The following is a 25,343-nucleotide window of genomic DNA, read 5'->3' as shown; positions in this document are numbered from 1 at the left end:
TTAAGGGGGAATCATCTTGAAGCGTTTATCAATGATCGTGGCAATGATGCTTTTGATATTTGCCGTTGCTTTGTCTGGATGCAGCACGTCTGGGGGAGGGGACAAGTCTCAAACATCAGCTAAGAAGGAAGAAGTCACCATTAAGGTAGCAGGGTTCAGCGATTTTTTCAAAGGTGACGATAGTCCAGGAATGAAGGTCGTCAAGGATTTTAACGAGAAAAATAAGGGTCAAATCAATGTAGTAGTCCAGTATATGCCAAGCTCGCAGTATAGCACGGCTATTCAAGCCGCAATTGCTGGCAATGATCTACCTGATATTTTCTTAACTCCACAAGGCATGGACTTGCGGCAAATCGTTAAGAATGGTTGGGCCAAGCCTATGGATGAGTATGTGTCCAAAGGATTTAAAGACCGGTTTACGCAAGGGTCCTTTGAAGATGGAGTTAATGTGTTCGACGGGAAAACGTACAGCTGGCCGCTTGGAGGACAAAATCTCCGTGCAATGCTTTATTACAACAAAACGGTCATGAAAGATGCAGGACTGGATCCCAACAAGCCGCCCAAAACATGGGATGAATTGAGAGAGATGTCGAAGGTAGTTTCACAGAAGGGGAAAGGCGATGTTTACGGCCTTATTTTTGCAGGCGGAGAAACGACTCCTCTAGACCAGACTGTGATGGGATTGACAGCAGGCTCGATTCCCACTCATGGAGATATTCCGGGCTTTAATTTAAAAACGGGTAAATACATTTTCGATTCGAAGGAATGGATTGATGCTGTAAAGCTTCTTCAAACGATGAAAAAGGACGGATCGATACTACCTTCCTCGTATTCGCTTAAGGCAGCTGAAGCTACTGTCTTTTTCGGGGAAAATAAGGCAGCCTTCTTCATTGACGCACGGTACCGGATGTGGCAGGTAAAAAGAGACGTGCCAAAAGCCGAATTCGATATGGCGCCCGTTCCACAGCAGGATGGTAAGGAAACTTTCTATGGATATACACTTGCAAGCCGTGCAGGGTATATGATTTCGGCTCACTCCAAGCATCCGGAAATTGCCGGAAAGTTTATTGACGAAGCTTTTGCTTCGAAGGAATTTTTTAAGAGCACCCTTCAAAGCGGCGTAAGCATGTCGCCAATTGATGAACTAAATAAAGATAAATCGCTGTATCCGTATCCTGAGTTCAACACCTTCTATAACCTTCATGCCTCAACGATGAGACTCGGTCCGAGCACGACAAAACGGAATCCGAACACGGCTACGGTTATTGCGGAATTGGGTGAAATGCGGCAGTCCAAAGTAAAGCCGATTTTCGGTGACTTGCTGATCATGCTCTTGATGGAGGATAAAGGCAACGTCGAGACGACACTAAAGGACTATAACAACAAACTAAATGCAGGTTTACAGGCGGCTATCGACAAGGTGAACAAGAGCGGTGCGAATGTCAGCTTGAACGATTTTACTTTCCCGAATTGGGACCCAGCCAAGGATTATACGGATGATTTGTACAAGGCGTTAAAATAGTTCACTTCGAAAGAGGGTTCAATAAATGAATGTACTGGTAATCATGTCCGATGAACATTCAAATAACGTGATGGGATGCTCCGGACATCAAGTAGCGAGAACCGCAACACTTGATCGCTTGGCCAAGGAAGGGACTCAATTTACACAATCCTACACCAATTGTCCTGTATGCACTCCGGCAAGGGCGAGCTTTTTTACAGGGCGTTATGTTAATGAGCTGGGCACATGGGACAATGCGACCCCTTATGACGGACAAATCAAAGGGATGTCCCAGCATCTTGCGGATCACGGGCAAACGATGCATAGTATCGGGAAATTAGATCTCCATCCGGATGGTCGCTATGACGGCCTTGAAGCCAGTCGGCCGGGACATCGCAATCGTATTGATGTAGGAGCTTATTTCCGGGAAACCGGAGAGGCGAAGCCCCTGGTAGAGGAGAGATACCAACGCATCGGAATCCGCGAGGGGCTTAGCAACGATCAGCTTGCTCTGGAAGAAACGGTTCAGTGGTTGAAGCAGCGCTCGAAGAAACAAAAGTCGAATCCGGAAAAACCATGGTTTTTGTATGTTGGATTTTCACATCCTCACTTTCCCTTCTATGTGAAAAAAGATTATTGGGATTACTACGATAACCTTATTAAGGATGTGCCGGAATCTTTAAACAGGCCCTTTACGGAATTGAATGAACCGCTTCATGCACTTCGGCATTATTTCAGGTCGGATGTGGTGGATGAAGAGACGATTAGGCGTATGCATGTAGGCTATTATGCGCTCACGAATGAGCTGGATGACAATATTGGAACGATCATTCGTACATTGGAGGAAGAAGATCTGTACGATGATACGCTGATCATTTATACAAGCGATCACGGGGAGCAGCTTGGACGGCATGGTCTATGGTTTAAGTGCAGCATGTATCAGGAAACCTCGAATGTACCGTTAATCGTTAAGGGCCCGAATGTAAGGCAAGGGAATCGGGTAGATCATCCGGTGTCTCTGGTGGACATCTTTCCTACAGTTTGTGATGCGCTCAGCATTCCGCTTCCTGAAGATGTACCGGGCAGGTCGCTGTTAAAGCTGGCGGGTGGAGAAACAGATGAATCCCGCAACGACTTTGTGTTCAGTGAGTACCATGGACATGGTATGCCGGTTGGAATGTACATGATTCGTTGGAGCAAATGGAAATATGTCTATTTCACAGGCGGAGTTCAAGCGCAGCTGTTCGATCTTGAGCAGGACCCGGAAGAAATGAAGGATCTGGCAGCTGACCTCGAGTCGTCCCCGTTTATTCAGGATGTGCTGATGGAAGGTGAAAAAAGGTTGAGAAGCGTATGCGATCCCGAGGAGACGGAGGAAAGAGCCAAGGCTTTTCAAGCGAAAATCAAACAGGAGCTGGGTCTGGAATCCTTTAATGTAGGGGATCCGGCTTCGAGCGGTTATGTAGATAAGAAGTTTAAAGTTCCACATCCGGAATATAAAATGATTAAATAGCTGTACGCTATAAGGCAGTCGCTACCAGTAGGACTGCTTCTTTATTTCAGCTTGCTTTTAGCCGACTGCAAAGAATTTGCTTTTAATTGCTTTTAGAAAAGTAAAAATAAACCCCCTCCATGTAAAGAGAGACTGCCTTAAACATACAGCTGACAGCGGTTACAATAAAGATATAATCAGGAGGGGATGCACATGAAAGGAAACAAACCAAATGCCGGGAAAATAAGCAAAAATCGTAGAAAAAAACTTATTTATTGCTATATTTTTATTTTACCGCAGTTGGCGCTTTTTCTCGCTTTCACCATTTATCCGATCATTATGAGTTATGTGTACAGCTTTTTTAATTGGAGCGGGTATGGTTCACTGAGCAATTTTATTGGGCTTGAAAACTACGCAGAAACGATCTCCGATCCATTTTTTTGGAATGCATTCAAGAACAGCTTCATCTTCATGTTTTTCGTTGTGCTGGTTCAGGTACCGCTGGCACTTCTAATAGCGATTCTTTTGAATTCATCCTGGCTAAAAGGGGCAACCATATACAGGACCATTTATTTCCTGCCGGTTGTGACGACGACAGCGGTTATCGGGATCGTTATGCGCTTTATATTCGGCGCTTACAAGGGACTTATTAATGAAATGCTGATAGCAGTGGGCATATTGGATAAGCCCATTGATTGGTTAGGCTCAATGGATACAGCTATGATGATTATAATATTGGTGGGGATATGGAAAACGTTTGGAATGAAGATGGTATATTGGTTGGCTGCCCTCCAATCACTTCCGAAAGAGCTATTCGAGGCGGCCAAAGTTGACGGAGCCAACTGGCTGCAAACCTTCCGTTATGTTATGTTTCCGCTGCTGCTGCCTGTGGGCAGCGTAATTTTGCTGCTATCCTCGGTTAATGCCCTGCATGTCTTCGATCTTGTGAAATCAATGACGAACGGAGGACCTGCCTTTCACACGGATATGGTTGACTTGTACATTTACCGTTATGCTTTCGAGGGCGGAGGCATGCCAAGAGCAGGATTTGCATCTGCTGCGGGTGTTGTATACGGCTTCGCCATCCTGTTCGTATCCTTGATATTGGGGATCGTGGTCAAAAAAACAGGTGGCAAACAATCTTCGCACTAGGGAGGACTACAAAATGGTATTATCCAGACAGGTCAAAAACATAGCACGTTGGAGCGTTCATCTGGTATTAATAGCTTTCGGAATTATATGGATCTATCCGTTTGTTTGGATGATTTCCTCTTCATTCAAGACGAATTCGGAATACATATCGAAGGGCTACAGCTTCCTTCCGGAGAAATTTCAATTTGCCAATTATGCGCGGGCTTGGGAAACCGCTAATTTTTCCACGTATTTTGTCAATACGGTCCTTGTTTCCGTGTTCGTTGTAGCGATTGTTGTAGCGGTGTGCGCTATGACCGGTTATGTCTTAGGCCGCTACCGGTTTCCGGGCAGAATGTTGTTTATGTCTGTAATAACAGCTACCCTATTTATGCCAAAAGGGTATACAATTATCCCTATATATTTTCTTATAAACACATTGGGTCTTAACAACACCTTGGCCGGCGTTATTTTGGCGGAGGTTGGGGGCGCTCATGTATTGTTCATCCTGTTGTTCACCGCCCATTTTAGTGGAATACCTAAGGAACTGGAAGAGGCTGCAGAGATGGACGGCAGCGGATTTATCCGTACGTTCGTGCAAATTATGATGCCGCTCTCGAAGCCGATTTTGGCAACGACCTGCATTTTGCAATTTATGTGGTCTTGGAATTCATTTTTATTACCGCTCATATTCACATTAAGTAAACCAGAGCTGCGTACACTTGGTGTCGGAATGTACCAATTTGTAGGCGAACACAGTGTGGACTGGACAGGGATGGCGGCTGCCGCCAGTATCTCTCTATTGCCAATCATCGCTATTTTCATTGCCTTTCAGCGTTATTTCGTGGAAGGAGTTGCCGGCTCTGTGAAAGGCTAAACGTTGGGGGAAGAAATTAATGAATACGCACAATGGCATAACCGGATTATTTCGCAACATGAACATGAAGAACAAGCTGTTGATCGTCTTTTTCCTGATCGGGCTATTACCGATTCTGTTTTTTGCGCTTATTTTTTACCGTGATTCTACGAAAGCATTTGAAGTAGAGCTGAGTAAATATACAGTAGAAATCGCCAAACAGGTAGGAGAACGATTAGACTCCTTCGTACAGGAAATGGAAAGAGTCGGTAACATTGTGCGTTTCGATCCCGATGTACAGACCATTCTTCACGACTCGCAGGATCCCACGGAGCCAGCGCTCGTTTACTCTATCCGCAGCACCAGAGACTTATTTGATAATATCGGTAATTTAAGAAGTCATTTGAAAGGAATTTTTCTTATCACCGACTCAGGTTTACTCGTATATAACGGAGCGGGGGAAGTGGCCAAACGGAATTATTCGTTCGAGCAGGATGCCTGGTATCGGCAAATCAAACAAAAAGAATTGTTTCACCTGAATCCTGTACATCCTCAAACTTATTTAAAAGATGAACCGGTCGTCACGTTCTCCGCAAGGCTGATGGATAATCGCGAGTTTCGTACCAAAGGGACACTGCTGTTCGACTTTTCTCCAAAAATCATTCGCCAGATGAGCGAAACGATCCAGTTGGGAAGCACAGGGTATGTTTTTATGATGACAGAAGACGGAAGGTACGTTATACCAACGGAGCAATCGCTATCCTGGCTGCAAGAAGACAACAGGCTGCAATTTTTCCAAGGGAAAACATCGGGTCATTTCCAGATGAAGATCGATGGACAGATGATGCTCGTTGGATTTTACACCTCCTCTCAAACAGGCTGGAAAATAGTCGGTGTCGTCCCGTTCAGCGAGCTAGCTACGGAAATGCAAAGCATTCGCGTGGGGATCGTGCTCGTAGGCCTGGCTGCAATCATTGTAATCTTTATTCTTTCTACCGCACTTAGTCGAATGATCACTCGTCCGTTAAAGGATTTGGAGCAGAACATGAGGGTGGTGGAGAAAGGTGATTTCAATGTTTCTCTAACCTTGAGAAGCCATGATGAGATTGGACGGCTTAGCAATCAGTTCAACCGTATGGTTGCTGAATTGAATCGGATGAAGGATGAAGTCTATATGGCCGAGGTGCGGGAATACAGGCATCAGCTGCTTCGCAAAAATTCTGAAATGAAGGCGCTGCAAGCTCAAATCAATCCGCATTTTCTTTACAATACGTTAAACGTTATTGTTTGCATCGCAGAGGTCTATGACGTTGATGATATCGTCTCCGTCAGCCAGGCGCTGTCACATATGTTCAAATATAGTATTAGCGGCTCCTCCATAACTACGCTGGAAGAAGAAATCGATCATTTGAATGCTTATCTGAGCATTGTGCAGGTCCGTTTTCCGAATAAGTTTATTGTACGTGTACATGTCGATCCTGAGCTGCTTCCTAACAAAATATTGAAATTAATCTGTCAGCCCATTGTGGAAAACTCTGTAACCCATGCTTTTCAAGGCAGGGAGGGAATAGGCGAAATCTCCATAGCTGTAAGAAATGAAGGCGGAGATATCGTATTTCGTTTTGAAGATAACGGGATTGGAATCGATGAGTACCGACTGCGTGAAATTCACACACAGCTCCAGGAGGATGAGCCGAATTTCCTTGATCCGAACGAGCATATCGGGCTGGTCAATGTACGGTTGAGATTACAGATGTATTACCGGGAAAAATTCAGTATGAACATATGGAGCCGTATAAACGAAGGAACCTGTGTGGAAATGAGAATTTCGGGAGGGACTGACACTGTACAATACGCTGATCGTGGATGACGAATTTTGGATGCTGGAAGGGTTAAAGAAGGTAATTAAGCGGGATTGCCCCGATTATACGGTAACGGCGGTGGCCAGAGACGGCTTGCAGGCAATCACTCATCTGGAGAAAGAAAAGATCGATCTTGTCATAACGGATATTCTCATGCCGGGTATGGATGGCTTGCAGCTGCTGCAGGAAATAAGAAGGAGGGGCTGGAAGATTCCGGTCTTGATCGTTTCGGCGCATAGCGAATTTGATTATGCGAAGCAAGCGATACATTACGGCGCATTTGATTATATTTTAAAACCATTGAACCGGACTCAAATTATATCTGCATTGGAGCGGGCAAAGACAGCTATGCCGCCTTCCTCCAAGGGACGTGTGGACGTATTGAATACGGTACCAGTTACCTCAACCCAGGGGAAAGATTTAATTGAGAACATTCGGCAATCGGTTTGTGAGTCGTTTATGAAGGATTTGTCTATTGTCGATTTTTCCGAGCAGATGGGCTACAACGCTTCTTACTTGAGCCGATTGTTTAAGCAGGAAACAGGCAAAGGATTTGTGCAGTTTTTGACTGAGCAGCGCATGGAAGCGGCGATACAAATGATTAAAAGCGGCAAACTGAGCATTACCGATATTGCCAAACAAATAGGATATGCGGATTATAAGCACTTTCGCAAGGTCTTCAAGCAGTACACAGGAATGTCTCCTAAAATATACCAAAATCATGAAGACGAGCATTTAGATGAAATTGAGGAAGGGTGAGAAATGGCTATGTGGGAAAAACCTCCGGTGAGACCTCCGGCAGAAAGACCCCGGTTGCTGCTGCAAGCTGCAGACAGAGCGATGCTTCAAGAAAGGATGAACCATCCGGATATGTCTCAGCTGGTGGAACGGCTGCATGATTTTGCGGATTTCGAAGTGATTGAACCCGAAGCGTGGGATTCCCCTGACACTGCGTTTATATTGGAAGCGAATGCATTGTTGTATATCCTTAACGGACAGGTGGAAGCGGGCCGTAAAGCAAAGGCACTAGCCATGTCGAGCATTACAAGGAAATTCAACGCAAGGTATCAGGATATTTCCCGTGAGATAGGACGCCTGATGCTGGCGGGGGCTGTCGTGTATGACTGGTGCTACGACCTGTTTAATGAGCCGGAACGAAACCATATGATCACACATTTCAAGCGGCTGGCTTCATTATTGGAATGCGGATATCCGCCGACTCATGAAGGTGCATTTGTCGGCCATACAAGCGAGCTGATGCTCATGCGCGATCTGATCGGCACGGGTATCGCCATTTACGATGAAGATCCGGAAATGTACGATCTGGCCGCAGGCCGCTTTTTCGCTGAATTTGTACCTGCCCGTAACTTTTTCTACCCTTCCGGCTGGCATCACCAAGGTGACAATTACGGAAGCTTCCGATACCAGTCTGAATTATATGCGACATGGCTTTTTGCGAGAATGGGACATGATTGTGTGTTCGACCCTGCACAAGAAAGAATCGGCTACCAATGGATATATACCCGACGTCCGGACGGCAAGCTGCTCCGGGATGGCGACACGGATAATCCGCTATATGAGGAGAATCAGTACATTCGATTGTTTCCGCTTGTGTACTTGATGGCAGGCAATTATTACCGCAACGGTTATTTTCTCGATCAACAATACAGGGAGCATCCGGATATACCGGACGCGTATGTATTCTTTGCATTTCTGTTTCATGATCCGAAGCTATCGCGTAAACCGCATCATGACCTTCCACTCACCCGATATTTCGCGGAGCCGGCAGGAATTATGATCGCCCGGACGGGCTGGGATGAAGGGATCGACAAGCAATCCTCCACGGTAGTGGCCGAAATGAAGGTTGGGATGTATCAGTACAATAACCATCAGCATTTGGATGCGGGGACGTTTCAAATTTACTATAAAGGCTATTTGGCGATTGATTCGGGTATTTATAAAGGCTCTTCAGGTAAATATCACTCACCGCATAACAAATATTATTTCAAGCGCACAATCGCTCACAACGCGATGCTGGTCTACGATCCGAAGGAGCTGGAGCATTATCCATCTATTCATGACGGCGGCCTGACATGGCCGAATGTCAATGATGGCGGACAGCGCTGGCCTAACAATGGAAGACCGCCAAAATTGCTGAAGGAGCTGCTGAGCGGCGAGTTTCAAAGGGGTGAGGTGCTGGCTCATGCTGCAGGCCCGGATGAAGCGGCACCGGATTTCTCTTACTTAAAAGGGGACATTACCGCTGCCTATTCAAGCAAAGTGAGCAAGCATACCCGTTCATTCGTCTTTTTGAATTTGAAGAAGCCGGGGATTCCTGCTGTGTTTATCGTTTACGATTACATCGTTTCTTCTGAACCGGAATTTGTTAAATCATGGCTGCTCCACAGCATTGAAGAACCCGTCGTTCAGGGCAGCAGGTCTCTTATATCGCGCGCAGAAGAGGGCTACGGCGGAGAGCTTGCAGTCGATACCTTGCTGCCTGAACAAGCTGTGATCCGAAAGGTCGGAGGACAGGGACAAGAGTTCCTCGTATCCGGTACGAACTACTCCAATGACAACGCAGAGACCGTGGAGCAGGGTGCATGGCGAATCGAGGTTCAGCCTGAGCAAGCGGCTCGCGAGGATCGTTTCCTCCATGCGATACAGATCAAAGATCATGATGGAGTGGAAGCGCCGGCTGCCGTTCGGATAAATTGCGGGAACATGACAGGAGTGCAGGTTCAAGACTGGCTTGTTTTATTCAGCAGCGATGGAAGCCGGATTGGCGGGACAGTAAGCATACCTGTTGCTCAATCTGACGGATCGACAAGGGTGTTGGTCACGGATTTGGAGGATGGCGTATGGCAGTTGCATACAGAGGCGAAAACGGATGGAGCGTCATTCCAAACAGACAATGGCACACTGGATTTGCAAGGAATTAACGGCAGCATCCGATTAACTAGACAGCTGAATGGAATTCAATGACAATTACGTATCATCGACAATGGCATTTATTTGAATCCATTAAGGAGCGTGTAACTTATGTCCGGTATCCGTAAACCGAATGTAGTCATCATTATGGCAGATCAGCTGCGATATGATGTTGTAAATGAAACGTATACTCCCAATATATATCGTCTGCAGCAGGAAAGTGTCGTAATGGATCGGGCATATTGCGCCTCGCCGCTGTGCGTACCGGCGAGAGGTAGCTTCTTCTCCGGAACGTATCCGAATGTGAACGGATCATTGATCAACCCATGGGAGCCGAAGGAAGCGGAGCATGGAAAAGTCCGTCCGGGGACAACGAATCTGTACCAGCTGATGGAGGAGGAATGGGATAGCTGGCATACCGGAAAACAGCATTTTTACATGGATGACATTCAAGCGAGCGCCAGCAAGACACATTGGCATACGCTGGAGGGTAATTACGATGCTTATTTGAAGGCGAACGGAAAGCGGCATCCTGGCGGTCCCTCCTTCAAGGGTGGGGTCCCGGAAATGGCATTTGGCAAAGTGACCCGGCGCAAACGGTATTCCATACCCAAGACCGGCTGCTTTGAGGAAGGCTTGGACTTTTTTTACGACGGATATATTACCCGCACGACGATAGATGCTATCCGTGGGCGTGATCCCAACAAGCCGCTGCTGGTCAATGCGATGTTCGTTGCCCCGCATCCACCGCTTGATATTCCAGAGCCATGGTACTCGATGTACAAGGACGCCGAGCTCCCTGAGAATGTGGGTCAATGGGCGAAAAGCCAGTCTCCGCTTCAATTGTACAATTTGCCCGGCATCATAGGCGGAAGGTACAGCAGAGAGGATTGGCAGCGTATTTGGCCTGTATATCTGGGCTTGGTTACGCTGCTGGATCATTGTGTCGGCCAGATAGTAGACGAATTAAAGCAGCAGGGCATTTATGACGATACCCTTCTTGTTTTTACAAGCGATCATGGGGAAATGCTCGGTTCGCATTGTTTATATCAAAAAATGTGTATGTACGAGGAATCGGTTAAAACTCCGCTGCTATTCAAATTTCCTGCTCATGAGGGGATGGAGCCGAAGCATCTGGAAGAACCGGTTAGTGCAGTGGATGTACTTCCAACGTTATGTGATTATTTGGAGATAGCGGAGGGAGAGACGGTATTTTCCGGAGTTTCTTTGCTGAAGGCGATGCAGGGAGAGCCGATCGGGCAGCGTGATTTATATATTCAGTTTGACGGGAACGGTTCCCGCAGTAACTTTCAAAGAACTGTATTGCACGGGGACTATAAATTGATAGTAGATTTGTTTAAGGATGAACTGTTCCTTGAGCTGTACGACGTCGTCCATGATCCGCAGGAGCAAATAAATCTGGCATTCGGAGAGCCGTACCGTGAACGGATTGAAGATATGCTGTCCAGTCTGCGGCGGCATATGAAGGATACGAGCGATTTGCTGAGTTTATCTGATGATGCGTATGAACAATTTATTGAAATGTACGCCAGCTTTCACGCATAAACCGTATAAACAGGGCCGATTGAGAGGAGCATTGCGATGACAGATAATTACTTGTTCCCGCTTTTGCAGCATTGCTGCGATACGCTGATCGATCATCAGGAGCTTGCGGACCCAGCTTGGCAAGGGGGGATTCGTTGTCCGGCATGCCGGACCGTTCATGGACGATGCGGGGATGCGATCTTTCCTTTGTATTACTTGTACATAACGACAGGAAATGCCAAATATTTGACATCCGCCCGGTTGTTAACCGGTTATATGCGTTCCGTTCAGCAGCCGGATGGGGCCTGGTTAAACGAGCTGGCAGGGGAATGGAAAGGAACGACCGTGTTCCAGCTGCTTTCGTTATGCCATGCTTACGATCTATTGTGCAGGTACGGGGAGCAAACAGAAGCGGATACATTAAAAGACTTGATTGCTTCTTCCGCGAAATGGGTGTCGCATATATTTGGAAACGGCGGAAAAACAAACGTCAATTACTACCTTACATCGGCTGTGGTTCTCCACTGGGCGAGTATAATTTTATCGATTCCGCATTATGCGGAGCAGGCCCGGCAGTTAATCGATCGTTATGGGCTTGCTAATTTGACCGGAGACGGCTTTCTGCTGGGGGAAAAAACGAATCAGCGGCCGTTCAGCCGAGTAACAAGTACAGTGGATATCGGCTATAACATGGATATGAGCTTGGGCGCGATGGCCGAATATGCGATTTTGACCGGAGATAACCATGTTAAGGAAATGACTGTGCATGCGCTGAGAAAGCATTTGGAAATGATTTATCCGGACGGGTCCATGGATAATTCCTTCGGCAGCAGGAACTACAAGTGGACCTTGTTCGGAAGCAAGACGGCTCATGGCTGCCAGATGGCTTTTATGATGCTGTGCGACGAGGAGCCGGCATTTTACAAAGCAGCAGAACTTAACGCCTACTATGTGTCAGAGAGCATCGGGCCAGGCGGCGGAATGATCGGTTACGGTCCTCATTATAAGAAATTGTTCAGTCAGAGCTGTATTCACTCCACCATCAACAGGGCGGATGCTTTTGCCGTTGCTCTTGCTTATGGGAAAGATCCTACACAGAAGGATGCCGCAATTCCATCGCACCATATCTTCGGAGTGAGGGAATATGCCTCCCTTGGAGTCCATCATATGAGGACGGGTCAATGGATGGGCACTGTGTCATGTTACCATGTGCATCATGCTCCGACTGGAGGAGCAATCAGTTATTTGTGGAACGAGCATATCGGTCCGGTTCAGATCGGAAGCGTGACGAAATATGAACGGTATGAGCCGTATAATATGCCGGCATTTCCTGCTGTGTCAGAAGAACTAACGACTCCAAGAATTGAAGCGGTAAGCCAAGGGATGACTTACAGCAATTTATATGAATATGAGGCTTATGCAGCCTCGTTCATGAATGAGGGTCGGCCTGAGGTTGAAGTACACGGGCAATTGAAATATGAAGCTGACCGAATCCGGTATGATTGCGGCATTTCTTACAAGATCCGGTACCTTTTTTATGATGCCTATGTTGAAAAAATATATGATTTCGACGTCCGGCTGCCATGCGAGCAAATTAGGATCGTTGAACCTATTGTGTCAGGAGCTGATTCCGCGGCATTAGAAATAGCGGGAGAAATTAACATTTCTTCTGTTAAAGGGAGCATCATTCAAGTTTCCGGCAGGGGAGCGGGCTTCCATTTGGACCGGGAATCGTTAACGGAGCAAGCTGTGTCTGTGTTTCCGTCTGTCCTTGCTGTCCCTCTCAAATGGCGGACAGGACCGCTCACCTCGGGACAATATTCATTTCGAGTGTCAATTCGGTTAGATGAACCTAGTGTTCATATCATGAAAGGAGAAGTTAGGGAATGAGTGAAGCGTGGATTGAACAAGCATGGAATAAGGTTACGGGAAAAATCGGGCTTACGAGTCCTCTAATCGGCTCCGGATTTCCGCATGCCTCCATAGATGGTCACTATGACAGCACGGAGCCGAACAAATGGACATCCGGCTTTTGGCCGGGATTGCTGTGGTTAATGTACCGGGACAACGGCAATGAAAGTCTGCGGCAGTTGGCTGAAGAATGCGAAATGAAGCTGGATACGGCGATTGATGAATTTGAGAAGCTGCATCATGACGTTGGCTTTATGTGGTGCCTAAGCTCGGTGGCCAATTACAAAGTTACCGGAAATGAGATGTCGAGAAAACGCGCTCTGAAGGTCGCGAGTTGGCTGGCTGGAAGATTTAATGTTAAAGGCAAATTCATCAGGGCGTGGAATGGTAAAGACTGGGGAGGACTCGAGGAGAATACAGGCTGGGCGATTATCGATTGTACCATGAATCTTAGCCTGCTCTTCTGGGCATCGGAGGTAACCGGTGATCCACGGTTTCGGCATATTGCCATGGAGCATGCCGATACGGTGCTCCGTGAATTTTTAAGACCGGACGGCTCGGTTCATCATATTGTTTGCTTCGATTCGGAGACCGGAGAACGGAAAGATGCCCTTGGCGGACAAGGCTTCAGTCCGCAATCCGCTTGGGCCCGAGGCATCGCATGGGCGGTATACGGGTTGGCTATTTGTTACTCGTATACGAAGGAAGAAAGATATTTGCACGGAAGTCAGCGTGCGGCCCACTTCTTCCTGGCGAATTTACCGGAGGATCTTGTTCCTCCGTGGGATTTCAGGCTTCCTGAATTGGAAGGCGCGCCCCGGGATTCTTCCGCTGCCGTTATAGCAGCGGGGGGTATGCTGCTCTTGAGTGAGCAGCTTCCGACTGAGTATGCGGTCATGTACCGATCATCCGCCGAACGTATTCTCAAATCCATAACGAATCATTATACCGTATGGGATTTGCAGAACGAGGCCATCGTGATGCATGCGACAGGCTCCTATCCGACAGGTAAAAATATCGATGTACCGTTGATTTATGGAGACTACTTTTATGTCGAGGCATTGGCTAAGCTTCGCGGGCAGACGGGCATGTTCTGGTAATTCGGTACTAGTGTTAAGGCATACTTATGAATAAAGCCAGGAGGACCAATACGACCCTCCTGTTTTTTTGCTGTGTTGATTCATTCTCATCTCTTAAGCATTAAATCCTTATATAATTTCATATTGAAATAATATAAAGGGGATGATATACTCTATCAAGAGGAATTAAAGATGAATTCTGCTTTAATTCCTGTAATTATCTCTATATATATTTAAAGTGAAATTAAATGGACTGTGGATGGAGGTGAGTAACATTAAAAATCAGGTGCGTGCACATTTTAAGAAGAGTGGCTACAATTTTACGGAAACAGTTTCAGGATACATGTTTTTATCTCCTGTGATCGTATGGATTGGCGTTTTTATGGCTTTTCCACTTTATTACATCATATATTTAAGCTTTTTCGAATGGAATTTGATTGATCCGAATAAAACATTCATTGGTATCGGTAATTATACACGGATGTTTTCGGATAAAGAGTTTATGAGTTCTGTCTACCATACGTTTTATTTTACTTTGATGAAAACGGTATTTTCCGTCGCTGCCGCACTTGCAATCGCTTTATTGCTTAATCAAAAAATTCGCGGCATCGTTGTTATCCGGGGCTTTTTCTATTCTCCCGTCGTTGTTTCTATGGTTGCAGCTGCGATGATATGGGGATATTTATTCGATCCGAATATTGGTCCACTTACGCAATTGCTTCAAGCGGCCGGATTAACGTCCCCTCAGTGGCTGGATGATCCGAAATGGGCATTGAATTCCATTATTATAATGAGTATATGGAAAAACATGGGGTACTATGCGGTTATATACTTAGCTGCGCTTCAAGGGATTTCACATGATTATTATGAAGCAGCGGCAATTGATGGAGCGCGCAGCTTTACGAAATTTTTACATATAACATGGCCGCTGCTGATGCCGGCATCCATGCTGGTTATTATAATGACGGTGATCCATGCGTTTCAAGTTTTTGCACAGGTGTACGTAATGACTTCTGGAGGTCCGCTCGGCAGTACGAATGTAATGGTGCATTACCTTTATGAGGTAGCTTTTCAGCACTTTGAAATGGGTTACGCCAGCGCGATAGGATTTGTTTTGTTTTTGCTCATGTTTGCGGTAACACTCTTTCAATTTAAGTTGATGGATAAGAAGATAGATTTTTAATGGAAAGGACAGTTGGCTTTGGTTGAAAAAGGGAAGGGCTTCAAATCGTTGTTCACTTCTGTCATTGCTTATGTGTCGGGTATATTAACGTTGTTTCCTTTTCTCTGGATGCTGTCTACATCATTTAAAAGCCAGCAGGAAGCGCTAATTTCCGGTATCAGTATTATTCCGCAGACGTTACTGCTTTCGAGCTATTCGGAAGCGTTGCAGAAAGCATCGCTCCTGCACTACGTCTATAATTCTTTGGTGGTTACGGTAGGCTCTACTATTGGAGTTGTAATTACATCCCTAATGGCAGGTTATGCGTTGTCCAGAATGCATTTTCCAGGTAAAAAAGTAATTTTCATTGTCATTCTCGGCACGATGCTAATTCCTCATCAGGCGACAATGGTCCCCAGCTTTTTGTTAATGAAGACGTTTGGTTGGGTGAACACCTTCAAGGCGTTAATTATTCCGTTTCTTGTATATCCGTTTGCCGTGTTTCTGATTCGTAATTTTTTCCTTTCTATACCGAAAGAGCTTGAAGAGGCAGCCTATCTGGATGGATGCAATCGGATGCAGACCTTGATTCGAATCATCATTCCAATTTCCAAGCCTGCGATTGCAAGTGTCATTATTTTTAATTTTACGTATATATGGAACGATTTTTTCTGGCCGCTCGTTATGACGACATCCACCGAGATGCGTACCGTACAGGTGGGTCTCGCATTGATTAAAAGCGAATTTTTGCTGCAATGGCCGTTACTGATGGCTGCTACCGTGCTGTCTTCCATCCCTATCTTTGTTGTGTACATTGCGTTCCAAAGGTTTTTCGTAGAAGGATCGGTCTCCTCAGGAGTTAAAGGCTAACTAATATAAGGGGTGAAGGTAATGAGAAAAATGAAATGGTCGCTTGCTGTTTTACTTACTAGTTCCGTAGCATTGTCAGCTTGTGGCGGCAGTACGCCTGCAAAGAATGAAGATAACCCAAATAAGGGCAAGCCTGCGGCAAAGCAAACCGTCAGCTTTTTATATGCACTCGCAGGGGCGAATGGTGAGATCGTACAGTCTCTGGCCAAAAAATTTAATGAATCGCAGGACAAATACACAGTGAATCCAACCTTCGTTCCGCCTGATCAGCGGATGGAGAAAATATTTACTGAGATCGCAGCCGGTTCGCCACCCGACTTGTTTACAGCTGGCCCCCCGGATATTGCAGCTTTGAGAGGCTCCAAAGGACTTATGACTATTGATGAATTAATGAAGGACAAGCCTAAGAAAATTAAGGCCGATCAATTTTATGAATCCTTACGTCCCGTGATTATGAAGGATGATAAGATGTGGGGAGTCCCTATCAGTGCTGGTGTGGCAGCCTTGTATTACAACGAAGATTTATTCAAGCAAGCAGGTTTAACGAAGCCGCCGGAGACATGGGAAGAAGTGGTTGAGTATGCCAAAAAACTGACGGATCCAAGCAAAAACCAGTGGGGGCTTCTGCTGCCAACGAAGGAAGTATTGTTTACCAATAACCAGTGGTCTGCATTTCTCTGGCAAAACGGCGGGGATTACTTTACTCCGGATATGAAGCAAGCAACGTTCAACTCGTCCAAGGGTGTAGAAGCCTTGCAGCTGTGGGTTGATCTTGTACAGAAGCATAAGGTAACGCCATTGCAGCAAATGGATGAGAATACGATCACCCAAACTTTTGCAACGGGTAAGGTAGGTATGTTTATCGGCTTCCCACTTTGGATTACTCAATCGAAAGCATTCCCTTTCGTCACGAAAACGGCTCAATTGCCGAAGCGCGAAAAAGCGGCTACTTATTTAGGAGGATGGTATTTAACCGTTCCGTCAGAATCCAAAAATAAGGATGGTGCTTACGAGTTTATTCAATTTTTGCTGCAACCTGAAAACTCGGCTGCATGGAATATCGGCATGGGCAGCTTGCCTACTCAACCGGCGACGCTCCAAACGAAAGAATATCAGGAATTTGTTTCGAAAACACCGTTGGTAGAGCCTTTCTCCAAATCATTAAACGAAGCTATCGCCCCGCCACCGACAGAAAATTATTCCAAGGTCGGAACAACGATTTCCAAGGCGATTGTGAAGGCTTTATACGGTAAACTAACGCCACAGCAAGCTTTGGACGAGGCAGCACAGGAAGCGAACAAACTGCTGCAAAAATAATAGGGAGCCAATTGGGGGCACAAGATATGAAAGCGGAAAAAGCGAATCGTTTTTTTGAATGGGTAATGAATTTAGCCTTACTGAATTTTGTATGGATTATGTTTAGTTTACCCTTAGTGACAGTATTTGCCTCAAGCGCAAGCTTGGTTCAAACCATCCAAATGTACCGGAATGAGAAGGATAGGGAAAGTCTTATCCCTTTTTTCTGGAAAGCATTTGTGAAGCAACTGCTGCCTGCCACTTGTCTTGGAATCGTAATGCTTTTGTTACTGCTGGTTGTTGCCTCCAATTTCTTGTTCGCTCACAGCTTTGCGGCAAATAAATGGGTGTATACCGCACTGTTCGCATGGTCCTTGTTTCTTAGCGCACTTTACGTGTCAACCCTGTTGTTTGTATTTCCTGTCTCTACCTCATGCGGACTTGGTGTTATTCAGACCTTGAAGCAATCGTTGGTGTACAGCCTTCAAAAGCTGCCGCAGACGCTTTTGATGAGTGCAGGAATCAGCTTCATTGTTCTGATTTTGTATTTTGTACCCATCTTGATCCCAATCATAGGCTTCAGCTTAGTAGCTTTTCTGATCGTTTTGTTTGCGGATAAAATTATGGGAAGCACAGAGCAGCCTGTAAATATAGACTTGTGATTAAAGACTGTAGTAAGATTAATAAAAATCGTCCATAGGGTGGCCGCAATGATCAATGTGTTTCATGTAGGGAAAGAACTGAATATTAAAAAGGTAATCAAGTTCATTAGGGATAAGGGACCTATATCGCGTAAGGAACTATCCGATGCCATGGATATTCCTCAGCCGACGGTAACGAGAATCATTGAGGAGCTTTTAAAGGAACAGATCATCAGGGAAGCGGGGACACTCCCTTCCAGTCGCGGGCGCCGTCAGGTGCTGCTTACCTTTAATGCCCAATGCTATTATTCGATTGGAGTGGAAATCGGTAGAACGGTCGTGAAATCGGCGTTAGTCGATTTGGAAGGGAACTTAATTCAATTTGAAGTAAAGCCGACGACAAAAGCTGATAAAATTACCAACGTCATCGAATACTTGCGCGAAATACCCGGTCAATTGCTTGACAAAGCTAATGTAGATGCTTCCAAATTGCTTGGGGTAGGCGTCGGCATTCCAGGCTGGCTGAACGAGACCAAAGAGGGGTATATATCGCCGTCGAACTTTTATGGAGAAACGAAAATTCCATTGAGGGCGATGCTTGAAGAGGCGATTCCTTTTCCTATTACCATTGATAACAATGCGAACGTTGCAGCTCTTGCGGAGAAATGGTTCGGTAAAAGCAGAGGTTCAACCAATTTCGTATACATCCTAGCTGATTTGGGAATCGGTAGCGGCATCATCGTTCGCGACAATCTGTACCGTGGATTGAGCGGGAAGGCCGGTGAAATAGCCCACACTACCGTCGATATCTACGGAGAGCAGTGTACTTGCGGCAATTACGGATGTCTGGAGACACTGGTATCTATCCCGAAGGTCGTGGAAAGAATGAAAAAGATATTAAAGCTTGAAGGCCGGGGTGAGCTGCATTACTTCAACAATGACATTGATGCCGTGGAGCTTGAAGACATTATCACCGCTATGGAGAAAGGCTCTATTCTAGCCAAGAAAGCGTTGGAGGAAACAGGGACCTTTCTGGGAGTAGGAGTATCCAATGTGATTCAGCACTTTGCACCGGAAATGATCATTATCGGCGGAAGGCTGGGTACCTGTCATCCTATTTTACTTGAACAAATCAAGAAAATGGTGGCAGCTAGGGAGATGAATGTTTTCTCCAGAAAAACGGCAATTGTATCTTCCGATATGAAGGAAGTTATTGTACTCGGGGCTGCGGCTCAAGTGATTGACGACTCTTTTTCCCTATACTCGCTTTTATAATCCGGCACAAAGCTCTAAGGAGAGCTTTGCTCTTTTAATTAAATTCATTATGAAAGTAAATCGCGTTATTGAAATACGGGAGGAATTAAGATGAGAATTATTTATTTGGATATCGATTCTATTAGGCCGGATCATATGGGCTGCTACGGCTATTCCAGGAACACGACGCCTAATTTGGATAAGATCGCATCGCAGGGTGTCCGCTTCAATCATACCTATTGTGCGGCATCCCCATGTGTTCCTTCCCGGGCAAGCTTCGTATCGGGCCGGTTCGGAATGAACCACGGAGCTTTAACCCACTGGGGGCCAGGCGGTCAATTTCATTATCCGGAAGGCGATTTCCACAGCAAGGAGGTACCTTTCTTTACGAGGTATTTACGCGAGGCTGACTACCGGACGATCACCTTCTCTTCATTCGGAGATCGACATCATGCATGGTGGTATTTTGCCGGGTGGAACGAGGTTCACACGCACACTTTAAAAGGCGGCAATGAGGATGCGCATGAAGTTAATGCGGCCGTCCTTCCCTGGATCAAGCAGAATGGTAAGGAGGACAATTACTTTCTGCATATCCAATATTGGGATCCGCATTCCAAATATACTTATCCGCCGAGGTTTGCGGAGCAGTTTGCCGATAAACCGGCACCCGACTTTCCTGATGAAGAAACGATACAACGCCATCGCAAGGACAGCCATCCGAGATCGGCGACCTTCCTTCACTGGAGTGATGATTTCAGCAAAATTCCGCAGGCAACGATGCCGCTTGAAATCGCCAGCCGTAACGATTACCGCAAGCTGATCGATGGCTTTGACGGAGGCATCTCTTACATGGATGCTTGCGTAGGTGAAATAGTGGACGCCTACCGGGAGCTTGGGATTGAGGATGAAATATGCTTCATCATAAGTGCGGATCATGCCGAATCCTTCGGCGAGCAAGGGATCTATCTCGAACATGGCATGGCTACGGAATCGGTGCATCATATTCCGTTGATTGTAAAAATTCCGGGTGTGACCAAGCCGGGTCATGTGAATGACGACCTGGTTTACAACGTTGATGTGATGGCCTCAATTGCTGATTTGTTAGGGCTGGCAAAACCGTCAGGCTGGGACGGCAAGTCATTCCTGCCGGCGCTGCGTGGTGAAGAGATGGAAGGGCGGGAATATATCGTGTTGGAGCATGGCTTGTACGCTTGCCAGAGAGCTGTGCGCGATCAACGGTGGTATTTTATCCGCACGTATCATGAGGGGATGTACGAATTCGATGAGGTTGTGCTTTATGATTTGCTGAACGATCCCAATCAAACCGTTAGTGTGGCCGAAGAGCATCCGGAGATCATCCATTTGATGGAGCAGCGCTTGGAACGCTGGGTGACGGAGAACTTGAACAAAACCGGACGGACAATCGATCCGATGCAGGAAATTATCCGGACGGGCGGACCTTTCCGTTATATGCTACCGGAGCAATGGGTGGGAAGGCTGGAAAGAGCAGGGTGGAACAAGCAAGCGGATGCATTAAAAATGAAATATACGGGGAGAGAATAAGCATATGAACATTTATTGGGGAGATATTCACAATCATTGCGGAATTAGCTACGGTTACGGCAGCTTGGAAAATGCTCTGAAGGCGGCGCGGGGGCAGCTTGATTTCGTCTCCATTATTGGGCATGCTTCATGGCATGATATGCCTGAAAGAAGTCAGGAGCTTGAATTCCTTATCGACTTTCATGAAAAGGGCTTTGCCAAGCTGGCTTCACGTTGGGAGCAAATTTTGGAGACGGTAAAAAAAGCGAATGTCCCTCATGAATTTGTCACGTTTCAGGGATATGAGGCTCATTCCAGCGAATACGGCGATCATCATATTCTGTGCAAGGAAGATGATATGCCATTGTATCAAGGTATTTCGCCTTATGAGGTTGTAAATGCTCTTAAGCCGAGGGAAGTCATTGCCGTTCCCCATCATGTCGGTTATACACCGGGATACCGCGGGGGCAATTGGGATACATTCGACTCCACAATCAGCCCGATTGTCGAAGTGTATTCCAAGCATGGCTGCGGGATGTCAGATGACAGCACCCACCCATATTTACACGATATGGGTCCAAGGGATTCGCGGAGCACGGTGCTTGCCGGAATCCGTAAGGGACTTCGTTTTGGATTTGTCGGTTCTACGGATCATCACGCAGGATACCCAGGATCATACGGCGATGGGCGACTGGCGGTTCTAGCTAAGGAGAAAACGCGCGATTCCATATGGGAAGCTATAACTGCGCGCCGCACCTACGCGGTGACGGGCGATAAAATACAATGCGGCTTTCAAATTAACGGTGCCGATATGGGCAGCGAGATTCAAGCAGCAGGCAATCGGGAAGTCCGTTTGGATGTGAAGGGCTGTGACCGTCTTGATAAAGTCGTTGTTTATAAAAACTTTCAGCCTTGGCAGACGATTACCGGTGAGTCGCTGCGTACAAGATGCAATCCATCTGCCGGCAAATTTAAGGTACGCGTAGAAATGGGCTGGGGTGACTCCAAGGATGGCTACTTTTGGGAAGGGGCAGCCAATATACAAGGAGGTATTATGGAATCTGTGGAACCATGCTTTAGAGGGCGCAGCGTGCTGGCTCCGACTCCCGAAATGAAGGACAACCCGGATCTTAATGAGCTGCATAACGAGCTGCTTGAGCAAACGGAAACGAAGGTTTCATGGACATGCACGACCTTTAAAAATCCGACAACGTTGCATTCCCATACGGCTGCCTTGATTTTTGAAATTAATGGAGATAGCTCTACTATCATTGATGTAACTCTGAACGGGAAGCAGCTATCCGCAACGATTGGCGAGCTTCTGCAGGGAAGCCGCAGCGTTCATCTCAAAGCTCATAACTCGGAGGCGATATTATTTCACCGTGCCGTTCCTGAGTGTGAGTACAGCTTTAGCGAGGTGTGGACGGATGCTGAAGCTTCAGCTTCTGAGTGTGACGTTTATCATGCTGAGATTCGCCAAACGAATAATCAATTTGCCTGGATTTCACCGATTTATGTGCTGACTCCTTAAAGAAAGCTAACGACCACAATCCGACTAACCCTCGTATTGTGGTTTTGTTGTTTTCGTATTCCCGTACAGACTCCTACTTGACGTTTTCCGCAGCGGGGCTTAATGTGTGAGGTAAGAGGGGGGAGAGCATGAAGGGCTTGCTTCGCAGGTTACAACGATTTTTTTTCGGCATCAATTTGCAAAATAAGTTTATTGGTTTGTTTCTCCCCCTGGTTGTCATACCGTTATCGCTGCTTGGCACATTTTCGTATTATAAGTCGTCGGAGGTCGTGTTAAATCAAGTTTGTCAGACGATACTGGAAAATTTATCACAGGTTAACTATAGCCTGAATTATTTTGTTAAGGATATTGAGCAGCTCACCATGTACATCTACAGCAACCGTGAAATCCAGGATGTTTTATCCAAAGATAAAAACCGTTCACTCGCAGAAAAACAGCAAGATCGGAAAAAAATGCAAGACATTCTGGATTCGCTGCTCGGATTTAAAAACTGGGATATTTCCATTTACCTAATGGGTGAAAACGGTGACAGATATTTTACAAGCGATTTGCTCCCCTCCCAATATGATGAATTCAATGTGAACTGGGGGCTGTTCCGGAGAATGCGGCTTGGCGGAGGCAATGTAGTTTGGGATACGCATTATAACATGAAGAAGACCGATGACTTCGGGATTGTGTTGAGCAGCGGAAGGCTATTAAAGAGAATTGATACCAATCAACCGATCGGATATGCTGCCATCGATATTATGGAATCCGCGTTAGCCGATAAGTACAACAAAGCCCATCTGGAGAACGGAGGGCAGGTGCTGCTGCTGGACCGCAACGGTTACGTGATTTCAAGCACGCCGTACAAGCACCAGATTGGCACCAAGCTCGATGCCCCGTATGTAGAACAAGTGTTGAAGGGGATAAAGGGGTACTTTAAGCTAACGCTTGAAGATGGAGCCGATGGAATGGTTGTTTATGATACATCTGAATTAACCGGGTTTAAGCTAATCAGCATCGTGCCGGTGACCTCGCTTAGTAAAGCCAGCTTAAGTATCCGAAATTTGACGCTCTTCGGTATCAGCCTGGGATTTATCATCTCCTGCTGGCTGGCCTATATATTGGCTTTGAACATTACCAAACCTTTACGTAAACTTAGGTGGCTGATGTTTGAAGTTGAAAGCGGCAATCTTAATGTGGCATTTTCGTCCAAATACAGGGATGAGGTTGGACAGCTGGGGCTCAGCTTTAATGCAATGGTATTGCAAATCAAACAGCTCATAGATGAGGTGTATAAAAAGCAGCTGATGGTCCAGGAGGCCGAAATAAAAGCGATTCAAGCCCAGTTTAATCCTCATTTTCTATACAATGCACTTGACTCTATTAATTGGATGGCACGGATTCATAAGCTGGATAATATAAGCAAGACAGCTATTTCGCTTGGGGAGCTGCTGCGGTTCAGTATACGTAAGGGCAATCCTTTTATCCCGATTCGTGAGGATATTCAACAGATTCATAATTTCTTGTTTATTTTAAAAATGCGGTACGGGGATAAATTCGATGCCGACATCGAAATGGAAGACGGAATTGAGCAATTGTACACCTTGAAGCTGCTGTTTCAGCCTATTGTGGAAAATGCGGTTACCCACGGGTTAGAGATGAAGCTCGGAAAAGGACTGCTGCAAATTAAAGGCACAAGAGCAGCCTCAAGAATTCGGTTTGAAATTAGAGATAATGGTGTGGGTATAGTGCCTGAGGTGTTAGAGCATATTAGAAGCGGTCAATTTTTGACAAGTTCAAGCGAGAAAACGGGAATAGGCCTTGAAAATCTGCGAAAGCGGCTGGAGCTATACTTTGGTAATGATTTCTGCTTTGATATTGAGAGCGTTTACGGTGAGGGAACAATAGTCATTGTTGAGATTCCCATCATGACGCAGGCTGGAGGAGAGCGGCTTGTTTAACCTTTTTATAGTGGAAGATGAATGGCTTGTTCGGGAGGGACTGAAGCAAACGATCCCTTGGAATGAAGTGAATTGCCAAATTATCGGGGAAGCGAGCGATGGTTTGCATGTACTTGAGCTGCTTCAATCCCATGCTCCAGATATTTTATTAACCGATATTCGGATGCCAGCGATGAACGGTATTGAGCTGGCCGAGCAGGCCGTTAAGCTGTACCCCCATCTAAAAATTGTCTTTTTAACAGGGTTTGATGATTTTAGCTATGCCCAAAAAGCGGTCAAATTGGGGGCGGCGGACTTTGTACTGAAGCCAACGAATCCCGAAGAGCTTGTCCAGGTGTTTACAAGGATTACTAACCAGCTGGTTGGGGAACGGAAGGTGCTTGCCGAGGCGGGGGAGTGGAACCGGATTCACAAAAGCGTATTGGAAAGCAAGGAGAACAGCGGGTTTAAGGAGATTGAGCAGTTCATTAAAGAAAAATATGGTGAGGATATTACTCTTCAAAGCATGGCCGATCCTTGTAACATGAGCGAAAGCTATTTCAGCAGATTGTTCAAGAAACAAATAGGTGTAAGCTTTATGGATTATTTGACCGATCTTCGGGTAAATCACGCCAAGGAGCTGTTGTTAAATCCCCGCCTTAAAATATATCAAATTGCTATTCAAGTAGGTTACCAGGATTCCCGTTACTTCAGCCAGGTGTTTCGGAAATACACTGGAGAAACGCCAACAGAGTTTCGAAAACGATACGGCATTGAGGTTCTTCCGCTGTAAAGCGGATTTTTTTGTGCAAAA

At 46.1% G+C, this 25,343-nt stretch carries 19 protein-coding genes; all 19 read left to right on the top strand.

Features of this window, described 5'->3' with window-relative positions; all coding sequences use genetic code 11:
• Nucleotides 1-16: 16 nt before the first annotated feature.
• The 19 genes from ACFQ0C_RS03010 (at nt 17) to ACFQ0C_RS02920 (ending at nt 25,322) form a co-directional block, all read left to right on the top strand.
• Nucleotides 17-1,522: an extracellular solute-binding protein gene (locus tag ACFQ0C_RS03010; protein ID WP_379363843.1), complete on the top strand. Its 1,506-nt coding sequence runs from the start codon at nt 17-19 to the stop codon at nt 1,520-1,522.
• Nucleotides 1,523-1,547: 25 nt separating this feature from the next.
• Nucleotides 1,548-3,014 carry a sulfatase family protein gene (locus ACFQ0C_RS03005; RefSeq protein ID WP_379363841.1) on the top strand — a complete coding sequence of 489 codons (1,467 nt, stop codon included), beginning with the start codon at nt 1,548-1,550 and terminating at the stop codon, nt 3,012-3,014.
• A 192-nt stretch (nt 3,015-3,206) separates the two neighbouring features.
• Entirely contained in the window at nt 3,207-4,145 is a 939-nt protein-coding gene (locus tag ACFQ0C_RS03000) for a carbohydrate ABC transporter permease (protein ID WP_379363839.1), read from the top strand.
• Nucleotides 4,146-4,158: 13 nt separating this feature from the next.
• Nucleotides 4,159-5,001 (top strand): carbohydrate ABC transporter permease, encoded by an 843-nt coding sequence (locus ACFQ0C_RS02995; RefSeq protein ID WP_258214557.1) that lies wholly within the window; start codon nt 4,159-4,161, stop codon nt 4,999-5,001.
• Nucleotides 5,002-5,020: 19 nt separating this feature from the next.
• Nucleotides 5,021-6,850: a cache domain-containing sensor histidine kinase gene (locus ACFQ0C_RS02990; protein WP_379363837.1), complete on the top strand. Its 1,830-nt coding sequence runs from the start codon at nt 5,021-5,023 to the stop codon at nt 6,848-6,850.
• A gap of 10 nt (nt 6,851-6,860) precedes the next feature.
• A complete protein-coding gene (locus ACFQ0C_RS02985) occupies nt 6,861-7,601 on the top strand; it encodes a response regulator transcription factor (protein ID WP_379363835.1) in 741 nt (246 codons plus the stop codon).
• 3 nt (nt 7,602-7,604) lie between these two features.
• Nucleotides 7,605-9,827 carry a heparin/heparin-sulfate lyase HepB gene (hepB, locus tag ACFQ0C_RS02980; protein ID WP_379363833.1) on the top strand — a complete coding sequence of 741 codons (2,223 nt, stop codon included), beginning with the start codon at nt 7,605-7,607 and terminating at the stop codon, nt 9,825-9,827.
• Nucleotides 9,828-9,884: 57 nt separating this feature from the next.
• Entirely contained in the window at nt 9,885-11,339 is a 1,455-nt protein-coding gene (locus tag ACFQ0C_RS02975) for a sulfatase family protein (protein WP_379363831.1), read from the top strand.
• A 36-nt stretch (nt 11,340-11,375) separates the two neighbouring features.
• Complete coding sequence (locus tag ACFQ0C_RS02970) at nt 11,376-13,208, top strand: ulvan lysase-like protein (protein ID WP_379363829.1); 1,833 nt, start codon at nt 11,376-11,378, stop codon at nt 13,206-13,208.
• A complete protein-coding gene (locus ACFQ0C_RS02965) occupies nt 13,205-14,329 on the top strand; it encodes a glycoside hydrolase family 88 protein (RefSeq protein ID WP_379363827.1) in 1,125 nt (374 codons plus the stop codon). Before ACFQ0C_RS02970 ends, ACFQ0C_RS02965 begins: the two co-directional genes overlap by 4 nt.
• A gap of 244 nt (nt 14,330-14,573) precedes the next feature.
• The gene (locus ACFQ0C_RS02960; RefSeq protein ID WP_379363825.1) at nt 14,574-15,491 is read left to right on the top strand and encodes a carbohydrate ABC transporter permease; all 918 of its coding nucleotides are present in this window, start codon (nt 14,574-14,576) and stop codon (nt 15,489-15,491) included.
• Nucleotides 15,492-15,503: 12 nt separating this feature from the next.
• Nucleotides 15,504-16,340 (top strand): carbohydrate ABC transporter permease, encoded by an 837-nt coding sequence (locus ACFQ0C_RS02955; protein WP_379363823.1) that lies wholly within the window; start codon nt 15,504-15,506, stop codon nt 16,338-16,340.
• A 21-nt stretch (nt 16,341-16,361) separates the two neighbouring features.
• Complete coding sequence (locus ACFQ0C_RS02950; RefSeq protein ID WP_379363821.1) at nt 16,362-17,657, top strand: ABC transporter substrate-binding protein; 1,296 nt, start codon at nt 16,362-16,364, stop codon at nt 17,655-17,657.
• Nucleotides 17,658-17,683: 26 nt separating this feature from the next.
• Entirely contained in the window at nt 17,684-18,298 is a 615-nt protein-coding gene (locus tag ACFQ0C_RS02945) for a YesL family protein (RefSeq protein ID WP_379363819.1), read from the top strand.
• Between the two features lie 48 nt (nt 18,299-18,346).
• Nucleotides 18,347-19,552: an ROK family protein gene (locus ACFQ0C_RS02940; protein WP_379363817.1), complete on the top strand. Its 1,206-nt coding sequence runs from the start codon at nt 18,347-18,349 to the stop codon at nt 19,550-19,552.
• 90 nt (nt 19,553-19,642) lie between these two features.
• Nucleotides 19,643-21,094 (top strand): sulfatase family protein, encoded by a 1,452-nt coding sequence (locus ACFQ0C_RS02935; RefSeq protein WP_379363815.1) that lies wholly within the window; start codon nt 19,643-19,645, stop codon nt 21,092-21,094.
• Nucleotides 21,095-21,098: 4 nt separating this feature from the next.
• Nucleotides 21,099-22,604, top strand: coding sequence for a PHP domain-containing protein (locus ACFQ0C_RS02930; RefSeq protein WP_379363813.1), 1,506 nt, complete (start codon nt 21,099-21,101; stop codon nt 22,602-22,604).
• Nucleotides 22,605-22,732: 128 nt separating this feature from the next.
• Nucleotides 22,733-24,550 carry a cache domain-containing sensor histidine kinase gene (locus ACFQ0C_RS02925; RefSeq protein WP_379363811.1) on the top strand — a complete coding sequence of 606 codons (1,818 nt, stop codon included), beginning with the start codon at nt 22,733-22,735 and terminating at the stop codon, nt 24,548-24,550.
• Nucleotides 24,543-25,322 (top strand): response regulator transcription factor, encoded by a 780-nt coding sequence (locus ACFQ0C_RS02920; protein ID WP_379363809.1) that lies wholly within the window; start codon nt 24,543-24,545, stop codon nt 25,320-25,322. Before ACFQ0C_RS02925 ends, ACFQ0C_RS02920 begins: the two co-directional genes overlap by 8 nt.
• Nucleotides 25,323-25,343: the final 21 nt, after the last annotated feature.

Source organism: Paenibacillus sp. GCM10027630 (assembly GCF_042676305.1).
GTDB lineage: Bacteria > Bacillota > Bacilli > Paenibacillales > NBRC-103111 > Paenibacillus_S.
Note: the sequence above shows the minus strand (reverse complement) of the source record. Positions and strands in the feature narration are given on the sequence as shown.

Bases quoted from the DNA above. Each gene is read 5' to 3' on its own strand.
- ACFQ0C_RS03005 (WP_379363841.1), top strand. From the start codon at position 1,548: ATGAATGTACTGGTAATCATGTCCGATGAACATTCAAATAACGTGATG.
- ACFQ0C_RS03000 (WP_379363839.1), top strand. From the start codon at position 3,207: ATGAAAGGAAACAAACCAAATGCCGGGAAAATAAGCAAAAATCGTAGA.
- ACFQ0C_RS02995 (WP_258214557.1), top strand. From the start codon at position 4,159: ATGGTATTATCCAGACAGGTCAAAAACATAGCACGTTGGAGCGTTCAT.
- ACFQ0C_RS02990 (WP_379363837.1), top strand. From the start codon at position 5,021: ATGAATACGCACAATGGCATAACCGGATTATTTCGCAACATGAACATG.
- ACFQ0C_RS02985 (WP_379363835.1), top strand. From the start codon at position 6,861: ATGCTGGAAGGGTTAAAGAAGGTAATTAAGCGGGATTGCCCCGATTAT.
- hepB (WP_379363833.1), top strand. From the start codon at position 7,605: ATGGCTATGTGGGAAAAACCTCCGGTGAGACCTCCGGCAGAAAGACCC.
- ACFQ0C_RS02975 (WP_379363831.1), top strand. From the start codon at position 9,885: ATGTCCGGTATCCGTAAACCGAATGTAGTCATCATTATGGCAGATCAG.
- ACFQ0C_RS02970 (WP_379363829.1), top strand. From the start codon at position 11,376: ATGACAGATAATTACTTGTTCCCGCTTTTGCAGCATTGCTGCGATACG.
- ACFQ0C_RS02965 (WP_379363827.1), top strand. From the start codon at position 13,205: ATGAGTGAAGCGTGGATTGAACAAGCATGGAATAAGGTTACGGGAAAA.
- ACFQ0C_RS02950 (WP_379363821.1), top strand. From the start codon at position 16,362: ATGAGAAAAATGAAATGGTCGCTTGCTGTTTTACTTACTAGTTCCGTA.
- ACFQ0C_RS02945 (WP_379363819.1), top strand. From the start codon at position 17,684: ATGAAAGCGGAAAAAGCGAATCGTTTTTTTGAATGGGTAATGAATTTA.
- ACFQ0C_RS02940 (WP_379363817.1), top strand. From the start codon at position 18,347: ATGATCAATGTGTTTCATGTAGGGAAAGAACTGAATATTAAAAAGGTA.
- ACFQ0C_RS02935 (WP_379363815.1), top strand. From the start codon at position 19,643: ATGAGAATTATTTATTTGGATATCGATTCTATTAGGCCGGATCATATG.
- ACFQ0C_RS02930 (WP_379363813.1), top strand. From the start codon at position 21,099: ATGAACATTTATTGGGGAGATATTCACAATCATTGCGGAATTAGCTAC.
- ACFQ0C_RS02925 (WP_379363811.1), top strand. From the start codon at position 22,733: ATGAAGGGCTTGCTTCGCAGGTTACAACGATTTTTTTTCGGCATCAAT.